The 19,780-nt window shown below is 72.3% G+C and carries 16 protein-coding genes; 14 read left to right on the forward strand and 2 right to left on the reverse strand.

Going from position 1 to position 19,780, the window contains the following annotated elements; translation table 11 throughout:
- Window positions 1-15 precede the first annotated feature (15 nt).
- From ACH4TL_RS07825 to ACH4TL_RS07880, 12 genes are all read left to right on the forward strand, one after another.
- Window positions 16-786, forward strand: a complete 771-nt coding sequence (locus tag ACH4TL_RS07825; protein ID WP_398311566.1) for an ABC transporter ATP-binding protein — start codon at window positions 16-18, stop codon at window positions 784-786.
- 476 nt (window positions 787-1,262) lie between these two features.
- Complete coding sequence (locus tag ACH4TL_RS07830) at window positions 1,263-2,003, forward strand: TetR/AcrR family transcriptional regulator (protein ID WP_398310290.1); 741 nt, start codon at window positions 1,263-1,265, stop codon at window positions 2,001-2,003.
- Window positions 2,004-2,420: 417 nt separating this feature from the next.
- Window positions 2,421-3,290: a squalene synthase HpnC gene (hpnC, locus tag ACH4TL_RS07835; protein WP_398311563.1), complete on the forward strand. Its 870-nt coding sequence runs from the start codon at window positions 2,421-2,423 to the stop codon at window positions 3,288-3,290.
- Window positions 3,287-4,237, forward strand: a complete 951-nt coding sequence (hpnD, locus tag ACH4TL_RS07840; protein ID WP_398310286.1) for a presqualene diphosphate synthase HpnD — start codon at window positions 3,287-3,289, stop codon at window positions 4,235-4,237. Before hpnC ends, hpnD begins: the two co-directional genes overlap by 4 nt.
- 55 nt (window positions 4,238-4,292) lie before the next feature.
- Entirely contained in the window at window positions 4,293-5,807 is a 1,515-nt protein-coding gene (gene hpnE, locus ACH4TL_RS07845; RefSeq protein ID WP_398310283.1) for a hydroxysqualene dehydroxylase HpnE, read from the forward strand.
- Window positions 5,804-6,901 (forward strand): polyprenyl synthetase family protein, encoded by a 1,098-nt coding sequence (locus ACH4TL_RS07850; RefSeq protein WP_398310280.1) that lies wholly within the window; start codon window positions 5,804-5,806, stop codon window positions 6,899-6,901. The genes hpnE and ACH4TL_RS07850 overlap by 4 nt, the downstream gene beginning before the upstream one ends.
- 125 nt (window positions 6,902-7,026) lie before the next feature.
- A complete protein-coding gene (gene shc, locus ACH4TL_RS07855) occupies window positions 7,027-8,970 on the forward strand; it encodes a squalene--hopene cyclase (RefSeq protein WP_398310277.1) in 1,944 nt (647 codons plus the stop codon).
- Window positions 8,970-9,716, forward strand: a complete 747-nt coding sequence (locus ACH4TL_RS07860) for a 1-hydroxy-2-methyl-2-butenyl 4-diphosphate reductase (protein ID WP_398310274.1) — start codon at window positions 8,970-8,972, stop codon at window positions 9,714-9,716. The genes shc and ACH4TL_RS07860 overlap by 1 nt, the downstream gene beginning before the upstream one ends.
- Window positions 9,667-10,683, forward strand: coding sequence for an adenosyl-hopene transferase HpnH (gene hpnH / locus ACH4TL_RS07865; RefSeq protein WP_398310271.1), 1,017 nt, complete (start codon window positions 9,667-9,669; stop codon window positions 10,681-10,683). Before ACH4TL_RS07860 ends, hpnH begins: the two co-directional genes overlap by 50 nt.
- 22 nt (window positions 10,684-10,705) lie before the next feature.
- Window positions 10,706-12,616, forward strand: a complete 1,911-nt coding sequence (gene dxs / locus ACH4TL_RS07870; RefSeq protein WP_398310268.1) for a 1-deoxy-D-xylulose-5-phosphate synthase — start codon at window positions 10,706-10,708, stop codon at window positions 12,614-12,616.
- Entirely contained in the window at window positions 12,613-14,022 is a 1,410-nt protein-coding gene (locus tag ACH4TL_RS07875; RefSeq protein WP_398310264.1) for an aspartate aminotransferase family protein, read from the forward strand. Before dxs ends, ACH4TL_RS07875 begins: the two co-directional genes overlap by 4 nt.
- Window positions 14,023-14,042: 20 nt before the next feature.
- Complete coding sequence (locus tag ACH4TL_RS07880; RefSeq protein ID WP_398310261.1) at window positions 14,043-15,227, forward strand: serpin family protein; 1,185 nt, start codon at window positions 14,043-14,045, stop codon at window positions 15,225-15,227.
- A gap of 13 nt (window positions 15,228-15,240) precedes the next feature.
- Here ACH4TL_RS07880 and ACH4TL_RS07885 read toward each other — a convergent pair whose 3' ends face one another.
- The gene (locus tag ACH4TL_RS07885; RefSeq protein ID WP_398310258.1) at window positions 15,241-16,059 is read right to left on the reverse strand and encodes a tyrosine-protein phosphatase; all 819 of its coding nucleotides are present in this window, start codon (window positions 16,057-16,059) and stop codon (window positions 15,241-15,243) included.
- Between the two features lie 172 nt (window positions 16,060-16,231).
- Here ACH4TL_RS07885 and ACH4TL_RS07890 point away from each other — a divergent pair, with 172 nt between their 5' ends.
- Together ACH4TL_RS07890 and ACH4TL_RS07895 are read left to right on the forward strand one after the other, a co-directional pair.
- Window positions 16,232-18,343: an alpha-galactosidase gene (locus ACH4TL_RS07890; protein WP_398310255.1), complete on the forward strand. Its 2,112-nt coding sequence runs from the start codon at window positions 16,232-16,234 to the stop codon at window positions 18,341-18,343.
- 66 nt (window positions 18,344-18,409) lie between these two features.
- On the forward strand, window positions 18,410-19,207 hold the full coding sequence (locus tag ACH4TL_RS07895; RefSeq protein WP_398310252.1) for an SGNH/GDSL hydrolase family protein: 798 nt from the start codon (window positions 18,410-18,412) through the stop codon (window positions 19,205-19,207).
- A gap of 48 nt (window positions 19,208-19,255) precedes the next feature.
- Here ACH4TL_RS07895 and ACH4TL_RS07900 read toward each other — a convergent pair whose 3' ends face one another.
- Window positions 19,256-19,699 (reverse strand): ATP-binding protein, encoded by a 444-nt coding sequence (locus ACH4TL_RS07900; protein ID WP_234364982.1) that lies wholly within the window; start codon window positions 19,697-19,699, stop codon window positions 19,256-19,258.
- Between the last annotated feature and the right edge of the window lie 81 nt (window positions 19,700-19,780).

Below are 19,780 nucleotides of genomic sequence, written 5' to 3' on the forward strand. Positions count from 1 at the left end.
ACCGTCGAGCAGGCCATGCCCGCCGAGGCGCGTGTGCCCACCGTCGTCGCCGACGACGTCCACATCGTCTACCGCGTCAACGGCGGCCCCAAGGGCAAGGGCAGCGCCACCGCCGCCCTGAGCCGCATCATGCGCCGCAAGGGTGCCCCCGGTATGCGCGAGGTGCACGCCGTGCGCGGCGTCACCTTCGTGGCGTACAAGGGTGAGTCGATCGGCCTCATCGGCTCCAACGGATCCGGCAAGTCGACGCTCCTCAAGGCCGTGGCGGGGCTTCTGCCCACCGAGCGCGGCAGCGTCTACACCGACGGCCAGCCGTCGCTGCTCGGCGTCAACGCGGCCCTGATGAACGACCTCACCGGCGAGCGGAACGTCATACTGGGCGGTCTGGCCATGGGGATGTCGCGCGAGCAGGTCCGCGAGCGGTATGCGGACATCGTGGACTTCTCGGGCATCAACGAGAAGGGTGACTTCATCACCCTCCCCATGCGCACCTACTCCTCCGGTATGGCGGCCCGGCTCCGCTTCTCCATCGCGGCGGCCAAGGACCACGACGTCCTGATGATCGACGAGGCCCTGGCCACCGGTGACCGGAAGTTCCAGAAGCGCTCCGAGGCCCGCATCCGGGAGCTGCGGAAGGACGCCGGAACGGTCTTCCTCGTCAGTCACAACAACAAGTCGATCCGGGACACCTGCGACCGGGTGCTGTGGCTGGAGAAGGGCGAGCTGCTGATGGACGGTCCGACGGACGAGGTCATCAAGGCGTACGAGAAGGAAACCGGCAAGTAGCCGAAAACCTGGGAGGGCCGGGGCCGCGAGGCGGTCCCGGCCCTTCGTCGTGCACCCGTCCTGTGGAAAAGCTCACGCACTGTCACCCCGCCCTACTAAGGTGGTGGTCGGAAGGGGCCATCGGGCTTACGGGGGGTGACGCGTGCGACTGCTGCCGGGAATTGATGACCACGAGGCAAGCGGAAGCTGCATTCCGCATCGGGGGAGGGACCTGGTGAACACACGTCCACCAGGTGGAATTTCGCCCCGTTGGTGGGGCGTGGACGGGCCGTCGGAGGCGCTTCGCGGCGCCGCGGCAGGCCGCCGACCGGCTGTCCCTCGGATTCGGGCGCGGTCGCGCCGTCTCTCCCGGGGCCGTCCGCGCGCCGTGGGTGACGCAGAGGTACTGCCGCTGCCGCTGTTCACTAAACGGAGGCGCTGTATCGTGTGCGTGTACGCCGGGTTGCCGAGCGGCGGGGTATGAGGGAGGGGGACGCGTGTCGCCAGGGGAAGCGCACGTCGCACCGTACTCACGGCGTGAGCGGTTGCGCATTGCGACCATCCGCGAAATCAAGGACGTCGCCCGGACGCTCTTGGTTCAGGAGGGCCCGGAAAATGTGACCATCCGGGCCATCGCCCGTGAGATGGGCATGACCGCGCCGGCCGTCTATCGCTACTTCAGCAGCCGGGACGCGTTGATCCTTCAGCTGCGGGTGGACATCTTCGCGGAGATGGCCCGCTACATGCGCGGGGTCATCGGGCAGCTCCCCGAGGGCGAGCCCGGTCGCAGACTGATCGGCGGCGCCCGGGCGCTGCGCGTGTGGGCCATCAAGCACCCGCACGAGTTCGGGCTCATCCTCGGACCCTGGGCCCCGGGCCTCGGGCGCGAGGAGACCAAGCCCGAGCGCACCATGGGCTGGGTCTTCGGGTCCGTCTTCTCCGACCTGGTCTCCGACCTGTGGCGGGTGCGGGGCTTCCCCGCCCCCGAGGAGGAGCAGCTGGATCCGGCGCTCGCCCGTCAGCTCGGGGCGCTCAGCGAGGACCAGGGCGTCGACATGCCGCCGGGTGCCATCGCCGTCATGCTGCGCTGCTGGGCGCGGCTGTACGGGGTGATCTCCATGGAGGCGCTGGGGCACATGTCGTTCGGGCTGTCGGAGGGGAAGTCGTTCTTCGAGTTCGAGCTGCGCGACCTGTGCACCATGCTGGACATCATCGAGTTCTACGACGACGCGGCCTGACCCGGCCGCCCGGCAGGGGTCCGGGCGGCCGGGACGTCGTAGGGGTGCGGTCCCGTACGTGTGTGCGTGGAGGGGCGTAAGCTGTAGCAATGCCCTACCGGATCATGCCCGACCGGATCATGTCGGACGTGTGCGGCTGTCACCCGATCGGGGGTGCGCGGCCGGACGTCCTTGACGTGTCGGCGCGGCGTGTCCGGATCGTGCCGACGCTGGTAACCGGTGTAGAACGGGGGATGTGACGGCATTGGCTCCACGGCCCATCTCCAGTACGCCCACGGGCCCCGGTCACCGGGATCCGCGCGGCGTGCCGGCCCTCGCCCGTACGCCTGGCTGTCCACGGTGACCGCGGAGGACGAGCGCAGCGGGTCCTCTACCATGCCGGGCAGCCTGAGCGGCGGACAGGAAGCCACGCGCGCCGTGCTCGACAAGGCCGCGCACGAGAACTTCCCCGTGGCACCCTTCTTCGTCCCCCGCGCCTGGCGCGCCGACCTCATGGCCGTCTACGGCTACGCCCGGCTGGTCGACGACATCGGCGACGGCGATCTGCCGCCCGGCGGCGCCGACGCCGAGCTGCTGGGCCTCGACCGGTCCCTCGCCGACGATCCGGTGGCGATGCTCGACGCCTTCGAGGCCGATCTCGACCGCGTCTTCGACGACACCCCGGCCGCGGTGCCCCGCCATCCGCTGCTGCGCGCGCTGCGCCCCACCGTCCGCCGCCACGGTCTCACCCCGGGGCCCTTCCGCGGCCTGATCGAGGCCAACCGCCAGGACCAGCGGGTCCGGCGGTACGGCTCCTTCCAGGAGCTGCTGGACTACTGCGAGCTGTCCGCCAACCCGGTGGGGAGGCTCGTCCTCGGCATCACCGGCACCGCCACCCCCGAGCGGGTGCGCCGCTCCGACGCGATCTGCACCGCCCTCCAGATCATCGAGCACCTTCAGGACGTCTCCGAGGACCTTCGCAGGGACCGCGTCTACCTCCCGGCGGAGGACATGAAACGCTTCGGAGTGTCCGAGGCCGACCTCGCCGCCCCGAAGGGTGGCGCATCGGTGTGTGCCCTGGTCGCGTACGAGGCGGAACGCGCCCGAGAGCTGCTGAATGAAGGCACCCCCCTGGTGGGTAGCGTCCACGGCAGGCTCAAGGTGCTGCTCGCCGGATTCGTGGCCGGGGGGCGGGCCGCCCTGCGGGCGGTCGCGGCCGCGGATCATGACGTACTCCCTGGACCGCCCAGGCCCACCAAGCTCAGCCTGCTGCGCGAGGTGGGGGCGACACTGCGAAGAGAGGGGTGAGCCGGACCGTGGACGGATCTCCGCACGCGTCCGCGCCAGTGCTCGCGGCGTACCGCTACTGCGAGGCCGTGACCGGGCACCAGGCCCGCAACTTCGCCTACGGCATCAGGCTGCTGCCCACCGAGAAGCGCCAGGCGATGTCGGCGCTCTACGCCTTCTCGCGCCGCATCGACGACATCGGTGACGGCGCGCTGGCCGCCGACGCCAAGCGGGCCCGGCTCGCCGAGACCCGCGGACTGCTCGACCGGATCCGCGGCGGCGCGATCGAGGAGGACGACACCGACCCGGTGGCCGTCGCGCTCAGCCATGCCGCCCGGCGCTTCCCGATCCCGCTCGGCGGGCTCGACGAGCTGATCGACGGCGTGCTGAAGGACGTGGCCGGGGAGACCTACGAGACCTGGGACGACCTCAAGGACTACTGCCGCTGTGTGGCGGGCGCCATCGGGCGGCTCTCCCTCGGCGTGTTCGGTACCGTGCCCGGCGCACGCGACGCCGATCGCGCCCCCGAATACGCCGATACGCTCGGCCTCGCGCTCCAGCTGACCAACATCCTGCGCGACGTCCGCGAGGACGCCGTGACCGGGCGCACCTATCTGCCCGCCGACGACCTCGCCAAGTTCGGCTGCACCGCCGCCTTCCACACCTCGGTCGCCCCGCCCGACGCCGACTTCACCGGGCTGGTGCAGTTCGAGGTCCGGCGGGCCAGGGCGCTCTTCGCCGAGGGATACCGGCTGCTGCCCATGCTGGACCGGCGCAGCGGAGCGTGCGTGGCCGCCATGGCGGGCATCTACCGCAGACTCCTGGAGCGGATCGCCCACGATCCCGCGGCCGTTCTGCGCGGCCGCGTTTCGCTTCCGGGCCATGAGAAGGCGTACGTCGCGGTGCGCGGCCTCGCCGGTCTCGACGCCCGCGCAGCCGTCCGCCGCGGAGCCGGGGGGCTTCGGTGACCGGGGCAACCTCGCGGCCCGATGCGGCGTCGTGTTCACCCGAGGGGGTGAACACATGACAGCCGGAACCACACGCTCCGCCGACCGCCCGGGCCCGGACCCGGCAGGCCGCCCCGAGGGGGCGGCCGCGCTCGTCCGTGACCCGCGCGGGACCGCGCTGGTGATCGGCGGCGGGCTCGCCGGGACCACCGCGGCGCTCGCGCTCGCCGACGCCGGGGTGCGCGTCACGCTGCTCGAAGGGCGCCCCCGGCTCGGCGGGCTCGCCTTCTCGTTCCAGCGCCCCTCACCGGCCGGTGAGCTGACCGTCGACAACGGGCAGCACGTCTACTTGCGCTGCTGCACCGCGTACCAGTGGTTCCTGGACCGGATCGGCGCCGCCCGGCTGACCCGGCTCCAGGACCGGCTGGACGTCCCCGTGGTGGACGCGGCCGCCCGCCCCGGGCGGCGGCTCGGGCGGCTGCGCCGCACCGGCCTGCCGGTGCCGCTGCACCTGGCCAAGAGCCTCGCCACCTATCCCCATCTCTCGCTCGCCGAGCGCGCCCTGGTGGGCCGCGCCGCGCTCGCCCTGGGGCGGCTCGACCCGCTGGACCCGGCGCTGGACGCGGAGGACTTCGCGGGCTGGCTGCGCCGCCACGGCCAGTCGCCGCGCGCCGTCGAGGCGCTGTGGGACCTGGTGGGCGTGGCCACCCTCAACGCCACCGCCGGGGAGGCCTCGCTGGCCCTGGCCGCGATGGTCTTCAAGACCGGGCTGCTCTCCGGGGCGGGCGCCGCCGACATCGGCTGGGCCCGCGCCCCGCTCGGCGAGCTGCACGACACCCTGGCCCGCGCCGCCCTGGACACGGCGGGCGTGCGGACCGAGCTGCGCACCCGGGTGACCGCGGTCCGCGCCGACACCGGCGGCCGCTGGACGGCCCACACCGACCGCGGTCCGCTCGGCGAGCCGGTGGACACCGTGGTCCTCGCCGTACCGCAGCGCGACGCGCACGCCCTGCTGCCCGACGGCGCGCTCGGCGACCCGGACCGGCTGCTGCGCATCGGCACCGCGCCCATCCTCAACCTGCACGTCGTCTACGACCGCACCGTGCTGCGCCGCCCGTTCTTCGCCGCGCTCGGCAGCCCCGTCCAGTGGGTCTTCGACCGTACGGACGCCTCGGGGCTGCGGGACGCGCCGGGGGCCGGGGACAGCCAGTATCTGGCGGTGTCGCAGTCCGCCGCCCAGGGCGACATCGACCGTCCCGTGGCCGAGCTGCGCGCCCGCTATCTGCCGGAGCTGGAGCGGCTGCTCCCGGCCGCCCGCGGCGCGCGGGTACGGGACTTCTTCGTCACCCGGGAGCGCACCGCGACGTTCGCCCCGGTCCCCGGCGTCGGCCGGCTGCGGCCCGGCGCCCCCACTGACGCGCCCGGCCTGTACCTGGCCGGTGCGTGGACCGCCACCGGCTGGCCCGCGACCATGGAAGGCGCCGTGCGCAGCGGGCTCACCGCAGCCCGTGCCGCCCTCTCCGAAACCGGCCGCCCGCATGTGATTCCGCTTCCCGCCGTAGGCGGGGGGACGCCCAAGGAGGCGGCATGAGCACCACCACAGAACCCAGAGGAGTAACCGTGACCCCGGCGACCCCAGCTGTCGACTCCGCAGGCGTCATCGCGCTGCTGGAGCGCGGCCGTACGCTTGCCACGCCGGTGCTGCGCGCGGCGGTGGACCGGTTGGCTCCGCCCATGGACACCGTCGCCGCCTACCACTTCGGGTGGATCGACGCCGATGGCCACCCCGCCGCCGGTGACGGCGGCAAGGCGGTGCGCCCGGCGCTCGCGCTGCTGTCCGCGCAGGCGGCGGGCGCGGACCCGGAGGTCGGGGTGCCCGGCGCGGTCGCGGTCGAGCTGGTGCACAACTTCTCCCTGCTGCACGACGACCTGATGGACGGCGACGAGCAGCGCCGCCACCGCGACACGGTGTGGAAGGTGCACGGTCCCGCCCAGGCGATCCTGGTCGGGGACGCGCTCTTCGCCCTCGCCGGGGAAATACTGCTGGAGCTGGGCACCGCGGAGGCGGGCCGGGCCACCCGCCGCCTCACCTCCGCGACCCGCAAGCTGATCGACGGCCAGGCGCAGGACATCAGTTACGAGCACCGGGAGCGGGTCACCGTCGAGGAGTGCCTGGAGATGGAGGGCAACAAGACGGGCGCGCTGCTCGCCTGCGCCGCCTCCATCGGCGCCGTGCTCGGAGGCGCCGACGACCGCACCGCCGACACCCTGGAGCGGTACGGCTACCACCTGGGGCTCGCCTTCCAGGCCGTGGACGACGTGCTCGGCATCTGGGGCGACCCGGTCTCGACCGGCAAGCAGACCTGGAGCGACCTGCGGCAGCGCAAGAAGTCGCTGCCGGTCGTCGCCGCCCTGGCCGCGGGCGGCCGGGCCTCCGAGGACCTGGCCCAGATCCTCGCGGCCGACGCGCACAAGCCGGAGGAGGAGGTCGCCGACTTCAGCGAGGAGGAGTTCGCGACCCGCGCCGCGCTGATCGAGGAGGCGGGCGGCCGGGACTGGACCTCGCAGGAGGCCAGGCGGCAGTACGCGAGGGCGATCGAGGCCCTCGACGAGGTGGACATGCCCGGCGAGGTACGAGAACAGTTCGTGGCGCTCGCGGACTTCGTCGTCGTCCGGGAGAGATGATCACAACCGACCGCGCCTAGGCCCGTCCCGTAGGACCAGGCTCGCAGTCGTGCCGGCCGGCACCAGCCCGGTGCCGGCCGACAGCAGGCCCCAACGACGGCAGATCACACTGCAGAGGGGAAGCCATGACAGCGACAACCGTCCAACCGTCCGAGTCATCCGAGTCCGAGACGTTAGTGCTCGCCCGCGAGGCGACGGGCCGCGCGGTCCAGCATCTGCTCTCCCGCCAGGACGAGCAGGGCTGGTGGAAGGGCGACCTGGAGACCAACGTCACCATGGACGCCGAGGACCTGATGCTCCGGCACTTCCTCGGCATCCAGAAACCCGGCGTGCTCGACGCCGCGGGCCGCTTCATCCGCTCGCAGCAGAACGCCGATGGCACCTGGGCCACCTTCCACGGCGGCCCGCCTGACCTGTCCGCCACCGTCGAGGCGTACGTCGCCCTCCGGCTGGCCGGTGACGCCCCCGAAGCGCCCCATATGGCGGCCGCCTCGGCGTGGGTGCGGGACCAGGGCGGGATCGCGAACAGCCGCGTCTTCACCCGCATCTGGCTGGCCCTCTTCGGCTGGTGGGCCTGGGAGGACCTGCCCGAGCTGCCACCGGAGATCATCTACTTTCCGAGCTGGCTGCCGCTCAACCTCTACGACTTCGGCTGCTGGGCGCGGCAGACCATCGTGCCGCTCACCGTCGTCTCCGCGAAGCGCCCGGTGCGCCCCGCCCCGTTCCCTCTCGACGAGCTCCACGCCGACCCGCGAAGACCGCGTCCGCCGCACCCCGCCGCCCCGCTCGCCTCCTGGGACGGCGCCTTCCAGCGGCTGGACCGGGCCCTGCACCTGTACCGCAAGGTGGCCGTCGGCCCGCTGCGCCGGGCGGCGCTGCGCTCCTGCGCCCGCTGGATCGTGGAGCGGCAGGAGAACGACGGCTGCTGGGGCGGCATCCAGCCGCCCGCCGTCTACTCCGTGATCGCGCTCCACCTCCTCGGCTACGACCTCGACCACCCGGTGATGCGCGCCGGGCTGGAATCGCTGGACCGCTTCGCCGTCTGGCGCGAGGACGGCAGCCGCATGATCGAGGCGTGCCAGTCCCCGGTCTGGGACACGTGCCTGGCCGCCATCGCCCTCGCCGACGCCGGGCTCGACCCCGGCCACCCCGCCCTGGTCAAGGCCGCCGACTGGATGCTCGACGAGCAGATCGACCGGCCGGGTGACTGGTCGGTCAAGCGGCCCCGGCTCGCCTCCGGCGGCTGGGCCTTCGAGTTCCACAACGACAACTACCCCGACATCGACGACACCGCCGAGGTCATCCTCGCGCTGCGCCGCGTCGACCACCCCCGGCCGGAGCGGATCGCGGCGGCCGTGCGGCGCGGGGTGCGCTGGACGCTGGGCATGCAGTCCCGCAACGGCGCGTGGGGCGCGTTCGACGTCGACAACACCAGCCCGCTGCCCAACCGGCTGCCGTTCTGCGACTTCGGCGAGGTCATCGACCCGCCGTCGGCGGATGTCACCGCCCATGTCGTGGAGATGCTGGCCCACGAGGGCGGCGCCCGCGATCCGCGCACCCGGCGCGCCATCACCTGGCTGCTGGCCGAGCAGGAACCCAGCGGCGCCTGGTTCGGCCGCTGGGGCACCAACTATGTGTACGGGACGGGATCCGTCGTCCCCGCCCTGGTCGCCGCCGGGATCCCGGCCTCCCACCCGGCCGTCCGGCGGGCCGTGCGCTGGCTGGAGAGCGTGCAGAACGAGGACGGCGGCTGGGGCGAGGACCAGCGCTCGTACCCCGACCCCGAGTGGATGGGCCGCGGCGCCTCCACCGCCTCGCAGACCGCGTGGGCGCTGCTGGCGCTGCTGGCGGCGGGGGAGCGGGAGAGCAAGGCGGTCGAGCGCGCGGTCGGCTGGCTCGCGGCCACCCAGGAGCAGGACGGCTCCTGGGACGAGCCGTACTTCACCGGCACCGGCTTCCCCTGGGACTTCTCCATCAACTACCACCTGTACCGGCTGGTCTTCCCGCTCACCGCACTCGGGCGCTATGTGAGCGGTGAGGCCACCGGGGCGCGGCCGCGGAGGACGTGATGGCCTCCGGACCGGCCCCGGACACCGGCGGCGCCCCGCTGCTGATCGCCTGCGCGCTCGGCATCGAGCGCTTCGCGCTGCGGGGGGCCGGTCCCGGCTCGGGCGGGCCGGTGACGGTGCTGCGCACCGGCATGGGACCGCAGGCGGCGGAGCGGGCGGTGAGCCGCGCGCTGGCCGAGGGGCCGGGTCCGGCGGTGCGTACCGCCGTCGTCGCCACCGGGTTCTGCGCCGGTCTGGCGCCGGGGATGCACCCGGGGGATCTGGTGGTGGCCGACGAGACCCGCGACCCGGCCGGTCGCACCCCCTGCCACGACAGCCGGTTCCTCGCCGAGGTGCTGGCCCGCCACGCCCGGCGGGCCCGCGGCGGCGCCGGGCGGACCGGCACCGGCACCGGCACCGTCCATATCGGGCCCCTCGTCGGCTCCAACCATGTGGTGCGGGGCGCGGAGCGGGCCGAACTGCACGCCACCGGGGCCATCGCGGTGGACATGGAATCCGCCGCCACCCTGCGCAGCGCGGTGCGCGCAGGGGCACGCCCTGTTGCGGCCGTCCGGGTGATCGTGGACGCTCCTGAACATGAGCTGGTCCGCATCGGGACACTGCGCGGTGGAATATCGGCTTTCCGGGTACTACGAACTGTTCTTCCCGCTTTCTTCGACTGGCACCGTTCCTCTCTTCTCCCAGGAGGTGAGCTAGATGGCCATGCCGCTCCGCCAGACCATCCGGGTCGCGACGTATCTCTTTGACCAGAAGGTGATCAAGCGGCGGGACAAGTTCCCGCTGATCGTGGAGTTGGAACCGCTGTTCGCCTGCAATCTCAAGTGCGAGGGCTGCGGGAAGATCCAGCATCCGGCGGGGGTGCTCAAGCAGCGCATGCCGGTGGCGCAGGCGGTCGGCGCGGTGCTGGAGTCGGGCGCTCCGATGGTCTCCATCGCGGGCGGTGAGCCCCTGATGCATCCGCAGATCGACGAGATCGTCCGGCAGCTGGTGCACAGGAAGAAGTACGTCTTCCTGTGCACCAACGCGATGCTGCTGCGAAAGAAGATGGACGACTTCACCCCCTCCCCGTACTTCGCGTTCGCCGTGCACATCGACGGGCTGCGCGAGCGGCACGACGCTTCGGTGGCGAAGGAGGGGGTGTTCGACGAGGCGGTGGCGGCGATCAGGGAGGCCAAGCGGCGGGGCTTCCGGGTCACCACCAACTCCACCTTCTTCAACACCGACACCCCGCAGACCGTGGTCGAGGTGCTGGACTTCCTCAATGACGACCTCAAGGTGGACGAGATGATGATCTCGCCCGCCTACGCCTACGAGAAGGCGCCCGACCAGGAGCACTTCCTGGGGGTCGAGCAGACCCGCGAGCTGTTCCGGAAGGCGTTCGCCGGCGGCAACCGCAGGCGCTGGAGGCTCAACCACAGCCCGCTCTTCCTTGACTTCCTGGAGGGCAGGACCGACTTCCCCTGCACCGCCTGGGGCATCCCCAACTACTCGCTCTTCGGCTGGCAGCGGCCCTGCTACCTGATGAGCGACGGATATGTGCCCACCTACCGCCAGCTGATCGAGGAGACCGACTGGGACAAGTACGGCCGGGGCAAGGACCCGCGCTGCGACAACTGCATGGCCCACTGCGGCTACGAGCCCACGGCCGTCCTGGCCACCATGGGCTCGCTCAAGGAGTCGCTGCGGGCGGCCCGCGAGAGCGCCGTGGGCTGACACACGAGGAGGGGAACCGAGCATGCCGATGCTGGAGAACATCCGGGGCCCGCACGACCTCAAGGCGCTGACCAGGGAGGAACTCGCCGCACTCGCTCAGGAGATCAGGGAGTTCCTGATCACCGCGGTCGCCAGGACCGGCGGCCATCTGGGCCCCAACCTGGGCGTCGTCGAGCTGTCCATAGCCCTGCACCGCGTCTTCGACTCGCCGGTGGACCGCATCCTGTGGGACACCGGCCACCAGAGTTACGTCCACAAGCTGCTCACCGGCCGCCAGGACTTCTCCAAGCTCCGCGGCAAGGGCGGGCTCTCCGGCTATCCGTCCCGCGCCGAATCCGAGCACGACGTCATCGAGAACAGCCATGCCTCCACCGTGCTGGGCTGGGCCGACGGCCTCGCCAAGGCCCACGAGCTTCGCGGCCGCACCGACCACGTCGTCGCGGTCATCGGCGACGGCGCGCTCACCGGCGGCATGGCCTGGGAGGCGCTGAACAACATCGCCGCCGCCCGCGACCGACCCCTGATCATCGTCGTCAACGACAACGAACGCTCCTACGCACCCACCATCGGGGGCCTCGCAAGCCACCTCGCCACCCTCCGCACCACCGACGGCTACGAACGCTTCCTCGCCTGGGGCAAGGAGGTCCTCCAGCGCACCCCCGTCGTGGGACAGCCGCTGTACGGGTCGCTGCACGGCGCCAAGAAGGGGTTCAAGGAGGCGTTCGCGCCGCAGGGCATGTTCGAGGACCTGGGGCTGAAGTACGTCGGTCCCATCGACGGGCACGACATGGAGGCCGTCGAGGGGGCGCTGCGCGGCGCCAAGCGGTTCCACGGCCCCGTCCTGGTGCACTGCCTCACCGAGAAGGGGCGCGGTTACCGGCCCGCCCTGGAGGACGAGGCCGACCGCTTCCACACCGTCGCCGCGATGGACCCGCTCACCTGCGCGCCCCTCATCCCCTCCGGCGGCCGGTCGTGGACGTCGGTGTTCGGCGAGGAGATGGTGGCCATCGGGGCCGAGCGGCCCGACGTGGTGGCCCTGACCGCCGCGATGCTCGACCCGGTGGGCCTCGCGGGATTCGCCGAGGCGTATCCGGACCGGGTGTGGGACGTCGGCATCGCCGAGCAGCACGCGGCGGTCTCGGCGGCCGGGCTCGCCACCGGCGGGCTGCATCCGGTCATCGCCGTCTACGCGACCTTCCTCAACCGCGCCTTCGACCAGCTGCTGATGGACATCGCCCTGCACAAGTGCGGGGTGACCTTCGTCCTCGACCGGGCGGGCGTCACCGGCACCGACGGGCCCAGCCACAACGGCATGTGGGACATGTCCGTCCTCCAGGTGGTGCCGGGCCTGCGCATCGCCGCCCCGCGCGACGCGGACCAGCTGCGCGCCCAGCTGCGGGAGGCGATCGACGTGGACGACGCGCCGACCGTCGTCCGCTTCCCCAAGGAGTCGGTGGGGCAGCCCATCCCGGCGCTCGACCGCGTCGGCGGGATGGATGTGCTGGCCCGCGGCGACGACGTGCTGCTCGTGGTGGCCGGGGTCATGGCGCCGGTGGGTCTGCGCGCCGCCGAGCTGCTGGCCGAGCGCGGCATCGGCTGCACCGTGGTCGACCCGCGCTGGGTCAAGCCCGTCGACCCCGAACTGCCCGCGCTCGCGGCCCGCCACCGCGCGGTGGCCGTCGTCGAGGACAACGTGCGCAGCGCCGGAGTGGGCGCGGCCGTCGGCCAGGCGCTGCGGGACGCCGGGGTCGACCTGCCGCTGCGGACGTTCGGCATCCCCGAGGCGTTCCTGCCGCACGCCAAGCGCGGCGAAGTGCTCGCCGACATCGGACTCACCCCCGCCGAGATCGCGGGCCACATCGGCGCGGCCCTCGCCCGCGTCGACGTGCGCACCGCCTCCGGGGAGGCCGCCGCCAAGGAGAGGGACGCATGACAGCAGCCGAGCAGCGCCCGGTCACCTCGGGGTTCGATCTCGGGAAACTCCTGGCCGGGCGCGGGTCCGAGCGGTACGACCTGCACACCCGGTACCTCAACCACCAGCTGCCGCGGATGCTGCACACCATCGGCTTCGACAAGGTCTACGAGCGGGCCGAGGGCGCGTACTTCTGGGACGACGAGGGCCAGGACTACCTGGACATGCTCGCCGGATTCGGGGTGATGGGCCTGGGCCGCCACCATCCCGTCGTCCGCAAGGCGCTGCACGACGTGCTGGACGCCTCGCTCGCCGATCTGACCCGCTTCGACTGCCAGCCGCTGCCCGGGCTGCTCGCCGAGAAGCTGCTCGGCCACGCCCCCCACCTGGACCGGGTCTTCTTCGGCAACAGCGGTACGGAGGCCGTCGAGACCGCGCTCAAGTTCGCCCGCTACGCGACCCGCAGACCGCGCGTCCTCTACTGCGAGCACGCCTTCCACGGGCTGACCACCGGCTCGCTGTCGGTCAACGGCGAGGACGGCTTCCGCGACGGCTTCGCGCCGCTGCTGCCCGACACCGCGATCCCGATGGGCGACCTGGACGCGCTGGAGCGGGAGCTGAGACGCGGGGACGTCGCCGGGTTCGTCGTGGAGCCGATCCAGGGCAAGGGGGTGCACGAGGCGCCGCCGGGCTTCCTGCGGGCCGCGCAGGAGCTGCTGCACCGCCACAAGGCGCTGCTCATCGCCGACGAGGTGCAGACGGGACTCGGCCGCACCGGGGACTTCTTCGCCTACAGCCACGAGGACGGCGTCGAACCGGACCTGGTGTGCGTGGCCAAGGCGCTGTCCGGCGGGTACGTGCCGGTCGGCGCGACCCTCGGCAAGGACTGGATCTTCAAACGGGTCTACTCCTCCATGGACCGGGTGCTGGTGCACTCCGCGAGCTTCGGGGCGAACGCCCAGGCCATGGCGGCGGGGCTCGCCGTGCTCTCCGTCATGGAGGACGAGCAGATCGTCGGAGGCGCCCGCCGCACCGGCGAGCTGCTGCGCGACCGGCTCACCGCGCTCATCGACCGCTACGAGCTGCTGCACGATGTGCGCGGCCGCGGGCTGATGATCGGCATCGAGTTCGGCAAGCCCGCGTCCCTCGGGCTGCGCAGCCGCTGGGCGATGCTCCAGGCCGCGCGCAAGGGCCTGTTCGCGCAGATGGTCGTGGCGCCGCTGCTCCAGCGCCATCGCATCCTCACCCAGGTCTCCGGCGACCATCTGGAGGTCATTAAGCTGATCCCACCGTTGATCATCGGCGAGCGGGAAGTGGACCGCTTCGTCGAGGCGTTCACAGCGGTCATGGACGACGCACACGGGGGCGGCGGTCTGATGTGGGAGTTCGGCCGGACTCTCGTCAAGCAGGCGGTGGCCCACCGCTGACCGGACGGGGGACCAGGGTAATGATCGATACGAGTGTCGTACGGGCCGTCAACGCGCTCACCGGGCGCTGGGCGCGGGCCGCGGTGACGGACGACGAGGGCACGGTCTTCACCGGCGCCGGGGCCTGGCCGCTGCTGGCGCTGCTCGCGGGCGCCGCCGACGGCCCGGCCCGCGGCGAACTGGAGGCGGCGCTCGGCGTCGGGGCGGAGGACGCGACGGCGCTCGGCCGCGCGGCCGTCGAGACGCTGGCCGCGATCGACGGCGTCGACGCCGCCACCGGACTGTGGACCCGTCACGACCTGCCGGTGCGGCCCGATTGGGAGGCGGAGCTTCCGCAGGGCGTACGGTCCACCCTGACCGGCGACACCGAGCGCGACGGCAAGGAGCTGGACGCATGGGCCTCCCGGTGCACCCGGGGCGCGATCGCCGAGATGCCGGTGCCGCTGACGCCCACCACCCAGCTGGTGCTGGCGGGCGCGCTCACGGTGAAGACGGCCTGGCAGCAGCCGTTCCAGCCGGGGTTCCTCCAGCCGCGGAGCGGCCCGTGGCAGGGCCGGACGCTGGCCGGTCTCAGCCGGACGACGGGCGACCTCGACGGGGTGCTGCGGGTCGTCCCCGACACCCCGGCCGGGCCGCTCACCCTGTCGGGGGTCGCGGGCGACAACGGGCTCGACGTCCATCTGGTCCTCGGCGCAGAGGGGGCCGCGGGCGGCGAGGTGCTGGAGGCCGGGATCGGCGCTGTCGCCGGGGCGTACCCGGGCCGGGGAGGTTCGGCGCTGCCGCTGGGCGAGGCGGGGCCGGGCGTCACGGTCATGGAGGCCACCAGCTGGGACACCACCCCCTCGCTCTTCCTCACCACTCCGCAGTTCACCGTGACCGCCCGGCACGATCTGCTGCGTCACGCGGAGCTGTTCGGGCTGCGCAGCGCCCAGGACACCTCACGCGGCCACTTCCCGGGGATCAGCCCGAATCCGCTGGCGCTCTCCTCCGGTCAGCAGTCCATGACCGCGTCGTTCAGTGCCGAGGGGTTCTGGGCGGCGGCCGTGACCGCGTTCGCCGTGGCGCCGGGCGGGGGCCCGCCGCAGGAGAAGGCCCGGTTGGTCACGGTCTCTTACGACCGTCCGTTCGCGTTCCTGGCCGTGCACCGGGCCACCGGTCTGGTGCTGACGGCGGGCTGGGTCACCGAGCCCGAGGCCGGGGCCTGAGGGCAGGGCTGAGTCAGGCGGTGAGCAGCCGGTCCCGCAGTCGCTCGCGCTGCGGGGCGGTCAGCCCCAGCCCCTCGGCGAGATAGCGCTCGGGGCCGCCCCAGGTCTCCTCTATCGTCTCGAAGGCCGCCTCCAGATAGGCGGTGCGCGCGTCGAAGAGCGGGCTCAGCAGCGCCAGCACCTCCGGGGACATCGGGTCGGACCCGTCAGCGGGATTGCCCTTGCGCCAGATCTTGTAACGCCGGTGGGCGGCGGCCGACTGCAGATAGTCGGCCTCGATCGCCTCCCGCTCGACTCCGAGCGCGAGCAGTGTCACCGCGATCGACAGACCGGCCCGGTCCTTGCCCGCGGAACAGTGCATCAGCACCGGGGAGCTGTCCTCCGCCATGGCGCTGAGCACCCGGCCGTGCTCGACGATGCGGCTGGTGATGATGGCCCGGTACGCGTTGATCATCCGCCGCTCGGCACGCCCGTCGTCCAGCAGCTCACGCAGGGTGTTGAGGTCGCCCTCGCGCACCATGGTCCAGAATCCGGCGCCGTCGGCCGGGTCGGACAGCGGAAGGTTCACGTTCCGCACGCCGGTCAGGGAGACGTCCGGGCCCTCCAGCTTGATGTCGGCCGCGTTGCGGAAGTCGAAGACGGTGTGCAGGCCGAGCGAGTCGAGGAACGCCGCGTCGCTGTCGGTGGCATGGGCGAGGTGGCCGCTGCGGAACAGCACACCGGACCGGACGCGCCGCCCGTCGGTGGTCGGCAGCCCGCCGACGTCGCGGAAGTTGCGTACCCCCACCAGCTCGGGTTCGGCCTGCGGGACCTGCGGCGACGGCTGCGTCACGGGCGCTCCTCACGATCGGCCGCCGCGCCGCTCGTCGACGAGGCGGGCTCTGCTGACCCTACGACATTGCATTCCTGCTGCAATCAGTTCTGCGGATCACGAGCGGAGGCCATTGCCGTGCGGGAAACCCTGACCGATGATGTTGGGACCTGTGGGGAATTGGGGATGTGTGATGATTGAAATCGGCGGAAACGGTCGACTCTGGCTGCTCTCGGGGCGACGCAGCAGCTACGCCCTGCACCTCACCGGCGAGGACACCCTGCTCCATCTCCACTGGGGCCCGCGGCTCACGGTCCCGGACGCCGAAGCCCTCGCCGTCGAACCTCTGCCCGCTGAGCGAGGGTTCGAATCACCATGGGACGGGCGCGAGGAGTACCCGGTGGAGGGCGGCCCGCGCTTCGTGCGCCCCGCCCTGTCCGTCCGCGCGGGCGGCGTGCGGGGCACCGAGTGGCGCTTCGAAGACAGCACCGTCACCGGCGACGAGCTGCGGCTGCGCTTCCACGACCCGCTCCACCACCTCGACATCACCCTCCACTACCGGATGCGGGACGACGGCGATGTCATCGAGCGCTGGACCACCCTCACGCACACCGGCACCCCGGACGACGTCCCGCTGGAGCTGCTGCGCGCGGACTCCGCCGCCTGGTCGCTGCCGGTCGGCGAGCGGCGGCGGCTGAGCCATCTGTACGGGCGGTGGGCCGCCGAGAGCCGGCTCGCCCGAACCGACCTCACCCCCGGCGAGAAGGTCATCGGCAGCCGCCGCGGCCACACCAGCCATCAGCATCTGCCGTGGATCGCGCTCGACGACGGCACGGCCACCGAGGAGAGCGGCGAGGTGCACAGCTGCGCCCTCGCCTGGTCCGGCTCCTGGCGGATCGCCGTCCAGCGGCTGGCCGACGGCACCGTGCAGACCGTCGGCGGCGTCGGCCACGACGAGTCGGGGCTGCTGCTCCTCGCCCCCGGCGAGTCCTTCACCACCCCCGTCTTCGCCGGTCTGTGGACCGACGGCGGCTTCGGGGCCGCGAGCCGCGGCTGGCACGCCTGGCAGCTCGCCCACGTCATCCCCGGCGCGGACGGGGACCGGCCGGTCCTCTACAACTCCTGGGAGGCCACCGAGTTCGAGGTGAGCGAGGGGCAGCAGCGCTCCCTCGCCCGGCTCGCCGCGGGTCTCGGCGTCGAGCTGTTCGTCGTGGACGACGGCTGGTTCGGGTCCCGCACCAGCGACCGGGCCGGGCTCGGCGACTGGACCCCCAACCCGGACCGCTTCCCGCACGGGCTCAAGCCGCTCGCCGACGAGGTGCACGGCTTGGGCATGCGGTTCGGCATCTGGGTCGAGCCCGAGATGGCCAACGCCGACAGCGACCTCTACCGCGCCCACCCCGACTGGGTGCAGCACCACCCGGGACGCACCCGCACCGAGTTCCGCAACCAGCTGGTGCTCAACCTCGCCCGGCCCGATGTCCGCGCGTATCTGTGGGAGAAGCTGGACACCCTGCTGAGCAGCGCCCCCATCGACTATGTGAAGTGGGACTTCAACCGCTCCTTCACCGACCCCGGCTGGCCAGGCGACCCGTATCCGCAGCGGCTCGGCATCGAGCACGTCCACGGCCTGTACGACCTGCTGGGGCGGCTGCGCGCCGCCCACCCCGGGGTCGCCTTCGAGTCCTGCTCGGGCGGCGGCGGCCGCATCGACCTGGGCGTCCTCGGCCTCACCGACCAGGTGTGGACCTCGGACAACACCGACCCGCTGGACCGCCTCGCCATCCAGCACGGCTTCAGCCAGCTGCACCCGGCCCGGGTGATGGCCGCCTGGGTCACCGACAGCCCCAACGTCATGGGCAACCAGCGCACGAGCGGGCTCGGCTTCCGCTTCGTCAGCGCGATGGCCGGGGTGCTGGGCGTCGGCGGCGACCTGACGAAGTGGAGCGAGGCCGAACTGACCGAGGCCCGCGACTGGGTCGCGCTCTACAAGCGGATCCGGCCCGTCGTCCAGCACGGTGCGCAGTACCGGCTGCGGCCGCCGGGCGACGGCGGGCTCAGCGCCGTGCAGTACGTGCGCGGCGAGGAGACCGTGGTGCTGGCGTGGCTGCACGCGCAGAGCTTCGGCGAACCCCAGCCCCCGCTGCGGCTGCGCGGCCTGGACCCGGCCGCGGCGTACGAGGACCTGGCCACCGGGACCGTCCACCGCGGCGCCGTCCTCAGCCACCGCGGGCTGCGCACCGGGCTGCGCGGTGACCTGGACGCCGCCGTATTCCACCTACGCCGAACTGAACAGGTGGGATAACTCACCCCTGGTCAAGGGCTGGTTACGGTGGCGTAGGTCACGTGTCGGGGTGAATGATGTCCGGATGTGGCAGACGATTCGCAAAGACTCAAGCGTGCAGTGATCGGGTCGTACGCAGCCATCGGGGACAGCTTCACCGAGGGCGTCGGCGATCCCGGTCCGGACGGCGTCTACATCGGATGGGCCGACCGGCTCGCCGTCCTGCTCTCCGATCGGCGGCCGGAACACGATTTCCGCTACGCCAACCTCGCCGTGCGCGGCAGGCTCCTGGACCAGATCGTCGAGGAGCAGGTGCCGCGCGCGATCGACCTCGGTCCCGACCTGGTCACCTTCTGCGCGGGCGGCAACGACATCCTGCGGCCCGGCAGCGACCCCGACGATGTCGCCCGGCGCTACGAGGCCGCCGTCGCCGACCTCACCTCCCGGGTGCCGGCCGTGCTGCTGTGCACCGGCTTCGACACCCGGGGGATTCCGGTGCTCCGCCATCTGCGCGGCAAGATCGCCACGTACACCGCCCATGTGCGGGCGATCGCCGACCGCTACGACTGCCCGGTGCTCGACCTGTGGTCGCTGCGCTCGGTGCAGGACCGGCGGGCCTGGGACGACGACCGGCTCCACCTCTCACCGGACGGACACACCCGGGTCGCGCTGCGTGCCGGTCAGGTCCTGGGCCTCGAAGTGCCCGCCGACCCCGACCAGCCATGGCCGGACGACGGTCAGCGCACCCCCGCCGAGGTGCGACGGGACAACATCCACTGGGCGCGCGAGTATCTGGTGCCCTGGATCGGGCGGCGGCTGCGCGGGGTGTCCTCGGGGGACCATGTGGAGCCCAAGCGCCCGGACCTGCTGCCGCTGCACCGCTGAGCCGGTCCTTCGCTCTTTCAGGTTTCAGGCCAGGTAGGCCCACACCCTTCAGGCCAGGTAGGCCCACACCGCGCGGCCCGCGCCGCCCGTGTGCGGCCGTACGCCCCACGCCTGGGACAGGGCCTCCACCAGCATGAGCCCGCGTCCGCCCTCCTGATCCACGCTCACCGACGACCGCGCCTGCGGCACCGTGCGCGCGCAGCCCTGGTCGGCCACCTCGAGGCGCAACCGGGTCCCCATGAGCTGCAAGGAGCAGCGCACCTCGTCACTGGAGGTGTGGCGGACCGCGTTGGTGAACAGCTCGGAGACCACCAATTCGGCGCTGTCGCGGGTGTCCTGGTCGACACCCCACGAGCGCAGCCGCAGGACGACATGCCTTCTCGCCTCCGCGACGGACGTGCTCAGCGCCGGGAGACGAAACGCGTCCTGAAGGCACGCAGCGACCGTCGAGCCGCTGTGCCCTAACCGGAGAGCCTCGTAGGAAGGAGCCACGTCCGACACTATGCTCTGTCACGATCGCTTGTGACAAGGTTCAGTCTGTAAATTACAGAATCGCAAGGACAGACTGTTCCG

The organism is Streptomyces sp. NPDC021115 (assembly GCF_044333065.1).
Lineage (GTDB): Bacteria > Actinomycetota > Actinomycetes > Streptomycetales > Streptomycetaceae > Streptomyces.